7 protein-coding genes are annotated in these 6,400 nt (G+C 66.6%); 2 read left to right on the forward strand and 5 right to left on the reverse strand.

Annotation, left to right across the window (positions count from 1 at the left end):
• A partial coding sequence (gene truB / locus AC1DBQ_RS20615; RefSeq protein WP_476930282.1) for a tRNA pseudouridine(55) synthase TruB occupies window positions 1–692 on the reverse strand: 692 nt, incomplete at its 3' end.
• 115 nt (window positions 693–807) lie between these two features.
• Here truB and AC1DBQ_RS20620 point away from each other — a divergent pair.
• Complete coding sequence (locus AC1DBQ_RS20620; protein WP_476930283.1) at window positions 808–2,034, forward strand: pyridoxal phosphate-dependent aminotransferase; 1,227 nt, start codon at window positions 808–810, stop codon at window positions 2,032–2,034.
• Window positions 2,035–2,125: 91 nt separating this feature from the next.
• On the forward strand, window positions 2,126–2,335 hold the full coding sequence (locus AC1DBQ_RS20625; protein WP_476930284.1) for a hypothetical protein: 210 nt from the start codon (window positions 2,126–2,128) through the stop codon (window positions 2,333–2,335).
• Between the two features lie 31 nt (window positions 2,336–2,366).
• On the opposite strand, the gene AC1DBQ_RS20630 is transcribed toward AC1DBQ_RS20625, so the two are convergent.
• The 4 genes from AC1DBQ_RS20630 to infB all read right to left on the reverse strand — a co-directional run.
• The gene (locus AC1DBQ_RS20630; protein ID WP_116768803.1) at window positions 2,367–2,714 is read right to left on the reverse strand and encodes a CU044_2847 family protein; all 348 of its coding nucleotides are present in this window, start codon (window positions 2,712–2,714) and stop codon (window positions 2,367–2,369) included.
• A 78-nt stretch (window positions 2,715–2,792) separates the two neighbouring features.
• Window positions 2,793–3,215 carry a thioredoxin gene (trxA, locus tag AC1DBQ_RS20635; protein ID WP_476930287.1) on the reverse strand — a complete coding sequence of 141 codons (423 nt, stop codon included), beginning with the start codon at window positions 3,213–3,215 and terminating at the stop codon, window positions 2,793–2,795.
• A 186-nt stretch (window positions 3,216–3,401) separates the two neighbouring features.
• Window positions 3,402–3,911: a 30S ribosome-binding factor RbfA gene (gene rbfA / locus AC1DBQ_RS20640; RefSeq protein WP_476930285.1), complete on the reverse strand. Its 510-nt coding sequence runs from the start codon at window positions 3,909–3,911 to the stop codon at window positions 3,402–3,404.
• A 240-nt stretch (window positions 3,912–4,151) separates the two neighbouring features.
• A partial coding sequence (infB, locus tag AC1DBQ_RS20645) for a translation initiation factor IF-2 (RefSeq protein WP_476930286.1) occupies window positions 4,152–6,400 on the reverse strand: 2,249 nt, incomplete at its 5' end.

Below are 6,400 nucleotides of genomic sequence, written 5' to 3' on the forward strand. Positions count from 1 at the left end.
GACATCTCCAGGACGTCCAGCGTCTCCGCCAGTTCTTCGAGGGTGTGCGCCTGGTCAAGCGTGTAGGGACCCACTTGGGTCCTGCGGAGTGCCGTCAGGTGACCCCCGACGCCGAGAGCCTCGCCGAGATCGCGGGCCAGGGCGCGGATGTAGGTTCCCGAGGAGCACTCCACCGTGACGTCCACATCCACCGCCTCACCGGCAGCCTCGCCCACGCTCACGCGGCGCATCTCGTGGACCTCAAAGCGGTGGATCGTCACGGGCCGGGCTGCCAGCTTGACCTCTTCACCGGAACGGACCCGCGCGTAGGCGCGTTCGCMATTGACCTTGATGGCGCTGACGCTGCTGGGAACCTGTTKGATTTCTCCGGTCAGCGCGGCGACGCCGGCGCGGATGGCGTCTTCGGTGATACCGGTGGTGGTGCGGGTGGCAGTGACTTCACCTTCGGCGTCGTCCGTCACGGTGGATTCGCCCAGCCTGATGGTGKCGGTGTAGGTCTTGGACGTGCCCACGATGTAAGTCAGCAGCCGGGTGGCCTTGTTGATGCCGACCACAAGAACGCCGGTGGCCATCGGATCCAGTGTCCCGGCGTGGCCGACCTTCCGGGTACCGGCGATACGCCGCATCCGTCCAACCACATCGTGGCTGGTCCAGCCTTGCGGCTTGTCCACTATCACCAGTCCAGAAAGCACGCCTCCCAGTATATGCGGGCCAGCCGTGCCCCACGGCCCACGGCCCACGGACCGGCCGCGGACCGGCGCCCGGCCAAAGCGCCCATCGCGAACGCCGCCCGTTAGGATGGCAGACATGCCCGAGCTTGCCGCACATGTCCGCGAGGTCCCGATCAACCAKATCCGGGAGATCACCGAAGCCGCCTGGGGAACGCCCGGTGCGATCGTGCTGAGTATCGGCGAGCCAGGTTTCGCCGTCCCCCGCCACGTCCTCGAAGCCGGAATGGCATGCCTCGAGCGGGACGAGACCAACTACACGCCCAACGCCGGGATCCCAGCCCTGCGCGAGGCATTCGCCTCGCGGTTCCGCGAGCACAACGCGACGCCGGTCGGCGCGGACCGCGTCTACGTGGTCGACGGCGCCCAGCAGGGCCTGCACTTTGCMATGAGCCTGCTGCTCTCCCCCGGCGACGAGATCCTCATTCCCAACCCTGGCTACCCGACCTTCGCAATGACCAGCAGCCTCCTGCACGCCGTCCCCGTCCGCTACCMGCTCTACCCGGAGCACGACTTCCAGCCGCGGATCGAGGACATCGAGGCCCTCATMACGCCGCGGACTAAAGTGCTGATCCTGAATTCCCCGTCCAACCCGCTCGGCGCTGTCCTGGGCGAGGACCTGACGCGCCGCCTCGTGGAGCTGGCCAGGCGGCACGATCTGTGGATCATCTCGGACGAATGCTACGAGGCGTTCACGTACGATGTCCCGCACGTCAGTCCGGCCAKGTTCGACAGTGAGATCCCGGGCGAAGCCCGGGTGTTCACCTCGCTCACGCTGTCCAAAACCTATGGACTCACGGGGCTCCGCATCGGCGCGCTGATCTGCCCGCCGGGGCTCGAGCAGAAGATGAACAATGTCATGGAGGCGATCGTGTCCTGCGTGGCGTCGCCGTCGCAGTACGCCGCGCTGGCGGCCCTGACCGGCCCCCAGGACTATGTCAGCCACGCGCGCGCCCACTACCGGGCCAACCGCGATGCGGCCTCGGCGGTGCTGCACTCCCATGGCATCCCGTACCTCACGGCCCAGGGCGCGTTCTATCTGTGGGCGGATGTGTCCCACGTCAGCGGCGGGGACGTCCGGGCGTGGACGCGCCGCTTCCTGGCGGACCACGGCGTGGCCTTCGCCCCCGGCACGGCGTTTGGTTCGATCGGCGAGGGCTGGATCCGCATTGCGCTCTGCGGCAGCCAGGCTGACCTCGTGGAGGGCCTCGGTCGTCTCCCTGCACGCGGGGCCCCAACCGGCCCATCCGGCGAAACTGCCGGGTCCACAGACCCTATCGCCGGAACTGCCGGCGCCATAGCCTGAGCACAAGGCGCCCCCAGCCGGCCCGGCCAACTTTGTTTCGGGTTGTCCTGGTTCGTCCGGGCGCTCTGGATTCCAGCCAAGGGAGTACATCGTGTGGTGGCAAGACCTGCTGTGGGGTTTCTGGAACGGGCTGACGGCATGGATCGTCCTGATCGCCCATGTCTTCGGGTTTTGGAATGAGTTCCCCTTCTACAACTCCGCCCGCGCGGGGAACTGGTATGACTTCGGTTACCTCCTGGGCATGGGATCTCCCGTGCTGGGCGGCGGCCTGGGAGMCCGGGGGCGTTCCAGGCGACGCTAGGCCGGCTACGCCGCGGCGCACGGACGGGGAATCAGAGCATGATCTCTTCCTCCGGCGCTAAAGCCGCCACGGGAGCCTTGGTGAAGGACATCCGGATAACGAAGTGCGCTTCGGCGGAGTTCTTGGCGATGATGGCTCCCGCCTCGCCCGCGAGCTTCACCCCGAACTGGAGTTCCAGGTGTTCCGGACCAAGTTCCTTCATCACCTCGGCGGCAGCGTTGGCCGCCGGCCGGACTGCCGAGAGTGCGTCCTCGAGGCGCCGACCGGCGTCGAGAATCCCCTGCTCGTTGCGGGAAGGCCGCTCCACGCCGAAACTGTTGTCCTCGACCTCCACCAGCACTGTCCCCGACCCGACTTCGTAACGCAGGATCTCGGTCATTGCTTCCTCCATATCAACGCGCTGTGCGGACGGTAAAACGCGGCCAGGCAGTACAGGCCGGTAATGCGGGCCGGACGGTCACCTCGGAGCTGCGGCCAGCGCGGCGTCGAGCCAGCTGCGGAGGGCCGCGGCCGGCGGCGCGCCGGCCTGGCGGGCTGCCACCGCGCCGTTCTTGATGACAAGCAGCGTTGGAATCGCCTGGATATCGAACCGCTTGGACAGCCCCGGAGAGGTGTCGACGTCAACCTTMACGAGCTTGAACTCCCCGGCCCGTTCCAGCGCCAGCTTGTCCAGCACCGGACTGACCATGCGGCACGGCCCGCACCAGGCCGCCCAGAAGTCGACGAGCGCCGGCACGGAGGACTTCTCTGCGACCAGGGGGAAGTCGGCGTCGCCMGCCGCGACAATCCACGGCAGGTCCCGGCGGCAGTTGCCGCAGCGCGGATGCCCGGCAGCCGCAACAGGAATCCGGTTGGTCTGCCCGCAGTGCGGGCACTTCATCAGGCTGGATTCCACGACGCGCCGTCGCCTTCCCGCATACCCGCAGTCATGGTTCCATGGGACTCCCCGCCCCCGAACGGGCGTAGAGTCAAAGGTCCCGCGGCCGGAACCAGGAAACCGGAACGCCACCGGAAACAGCAGTGGCCGGACCCTTTGCKGGTCCGGCCACTGCTGTTGAGGGCGGTACTACTTGTTGCGGTCCTCGTCGATCTGGTCTTTGTCGATCAGATCCAGGTCCTCTTCATMGAAGTCGTCCTCATCCAGCTCTACGTCCTCCGGGGTGTCGGACTTGTAAGGATCGGCGTCCCCGGCGTGCTTGGCGCCTTCGGCCAGCGCCGCCACCTMGGCGTCGCGCTTCTTCGCCGCCCGGAGCAGTTCCTCCAGGTTCGAGGCGTTGACCGGAATCTGGTCCGCCACGAATTCGATGGTCGGAGTCAGGCGCACGGTGATATTCCGGCCGACTTCCTGACGCAGCACGCCCTTGGCCTTCTCGAGCCCCTTGGCAGCATCAGCCTGGGCCACTTCGTCAYCGAATACCGTGTAGTAGACGGTGGCGTGCTGCAGGTCGTTGGTCACCCGCGAGTCGGTCACGGTGACGCCCTCAAGCCGAGGATCCTTCACCCGCCGGCCCAGGGCCTCAGCAACGACAACTTTAATCCGCTGCGCCAACTTGGCAGCCCGTGCGGGATCAGCCATTTCCACTCCTAAAAATTTGGATGTACTACGGCGGGGTTGCGGTTTGGCCTTTTGAGTTGCCTTTGCTGCCACGCGCCTATGGTGAGTCTATGACGATGCCGGAGAGTTTTGGGGGCGCCCGGGAGTGGCATCGGGCCTACCGGAGCTGGGCGGCACGGGATCGCAGATCCAGTGCCGCCCAGCGTAGGGGCGGGGCGCCCCCAAAACTCGGAGGCTCMCCGCCATAACTGCTAAACCAACCTAGACGCGCGGCTTTTCGCGCATCTCGAAGGTCTCGATGATGTCACCTTCGTTGATGTCGTTGTACGAGCCAAGACCKATACCACACTCGAAGTCCGTGCGGACCTCGGTGGCGTCGTCCTTGAAGCGCTTGAGCGTCTCAACGGTGAGGTTGTCGCCGATGATCTTGCCGTCGCGGGTGATGCGGGCCTTGGCGTTGCGCCGGATAACACCGGAGCGGACGATCGAGCCTGCAATGTTGCCGAACTTGGAAGAACGGAACACTTCGCGAACCTCGGCGGTGCCAAGCTGGACCTCTTCGTACTCCGGCTTGAGCATGCCCTTGAGGGCTGCCTCAATGTCATCGATTGCTGCGTAGATGACGGAGTAGAAGCGCATGTCCACGCCTTCGCGGTCTGCCAGTTCGGCAACACGCTCGGCGGGCTTGACGTTGAAACCGATGATGACGGCGCTGTCGACCGTTGCCAGGTTGACGTCGTTCTGCGTGATCGCACCGACACCGCGGTGGATGACGCGGAGCTGGACACCCTCGCCGACGTCGATCTTGAGCAGCGCGTCTTCGAGGGCTTCCACGGCACCGGAAACGTCACCCTTGAGGATGAGGTTGAGGGTGTCGATCTTGCCTTCGGCGACGGCCTGGTCGAAGTCTTCCAGGCTGATGCGCTTGCGGCGCTTGGCCAGGGCGGCGTTGCGGTCGGCAGCTTCACRCTTCTCGGCGATCTGGCGGGCGGTGCGCTCGTCAGCGGTCAYGAAGAAGGTGTCACCGGCACGCGGGACGTTGGACAGACCCAGCACCTGCACGGGGCGGGACGGGCCGGCCTCGGTCAGGGCGCTGCCGTCGTCGTCGAACATCGCACGGACGCGGCCGTGGGCCGTGCCTGCCACGATGGTGTCKCCGACGTGCAGCGTACCGGACTGAACCAGGACGGTGGCGACGGAACCGCGGCCCTTGTCCAGGTTGGCTTCGATCGCGATACCGCGGGCGTCCTTGTTCGGGTTGGCGCGCATGTCCAGGGCAGCGTCTGCGGTGAGCAGGACGGCGCCGAGGAGCTCGTCGATGTTGAGGTTCTGGCGGGCAGAGACCTCCACGAACATGGTGTCGCCACCGTATTCTTCCGGAACCAGGCCGTACTCGGTCAGCTGGCCGCGGACCTTGTCCGGGTTGGCGCCTTCCTTATCGATCTTGTTCACGGCCACAACGATCGGCACGTTGGCCGCCTGGGCGTGGTTGAGGGCTTCAACGGTCTGCGGCATCACGCCGTCATCCGCTGCGACCACCAGGATGGCGATGTCAGTGACCTTCGCACCACGGGCACGCATGGCGGTGAACGCCTCGTGGCCCGGAGTATMGATGAAGGTGATCTTGCGATCGATGCCTTCGTGGTTGTGCGTGACCTGGTAAGCACCGATGTGCTGCGTGATGCCGCCGTGCTCGCCCGCCATGACGTCGGACTTGCGGATGGCATCGAGCAGGCGGGTCTTACCGTGGTCAACGTGACCCATGACGGTGACAACCGGAGGACGTGCCTCGAGGTCTTCGTCGCCTTCGGCTTCGAGTTCGGCCTCGAAGTCGATGTCGAAGGTGGAGAGCAGCTCGCGCTCTTCGTCCTCCGGCGAAACAACCTGCAGCTTGTAGCCAAGTTCCTCGCCCAGCAGGGCAAACGTCTCTTCATCCAGCGACTGCGTGGCCGTGGCCATTTCGCCGAGGTGGAACAGAACGGTGACCAGTGCTGCGGGGTTTGCCTCGATCTTGTCGGCAAAGTCCGTGATGGACGAGCCACGGCGAAGCCGGACTACGGTGGTGCCATCGCCGCGGGGCACGCTTACGCCGCCCAGCGACGGAGCACTCATCTGCTCCAGTTCCTGACGCTTGGCACGCTTCGACTTGCGCTGCTTGCCGCGTCCTGCGCCGCCCTTACCGAAGGCGCCCTGGGTGCCGCCGCGACCGCGACCGCCCTTACCAAAGCCACCACCGGCCGGAGCGCCGCCACCGGCACCGGGAGCACCGGTACCCGGAGCGCCACCCGGACGGCCCGGACCACGGCCGCCGCCACCGGGACGGCCTGCACCTGCGGGTGCGGGACGTTCGGTGCGGTTAGGCATCATGCCCGGAGTCGGACGGTTTCCGCCGGCTCCTGCCGGACGACCAGCGCCGGGAGCGCCGGCCKGACGCGGGGCGCCGGGGCGGGGGCCGCCTGCGCCGGCTGCCGGACGGGGACCACCCGKACGGGGGCCGCCAGCGCCTGCTG

Source organism: Arthrobacter sp. 10T413_2, assembly GCF_056394205.1.

Excerpts from the sequence above, each read along its gene's own strand:
- AC1DBQ_RS20630 (WP_116768803.1), bottom strand. The coding sequence starts at position 2,714 with ATGACCGAGATCCTGCGTTACGAAGTCGGGTCGGGGACAGTGCTGGTG.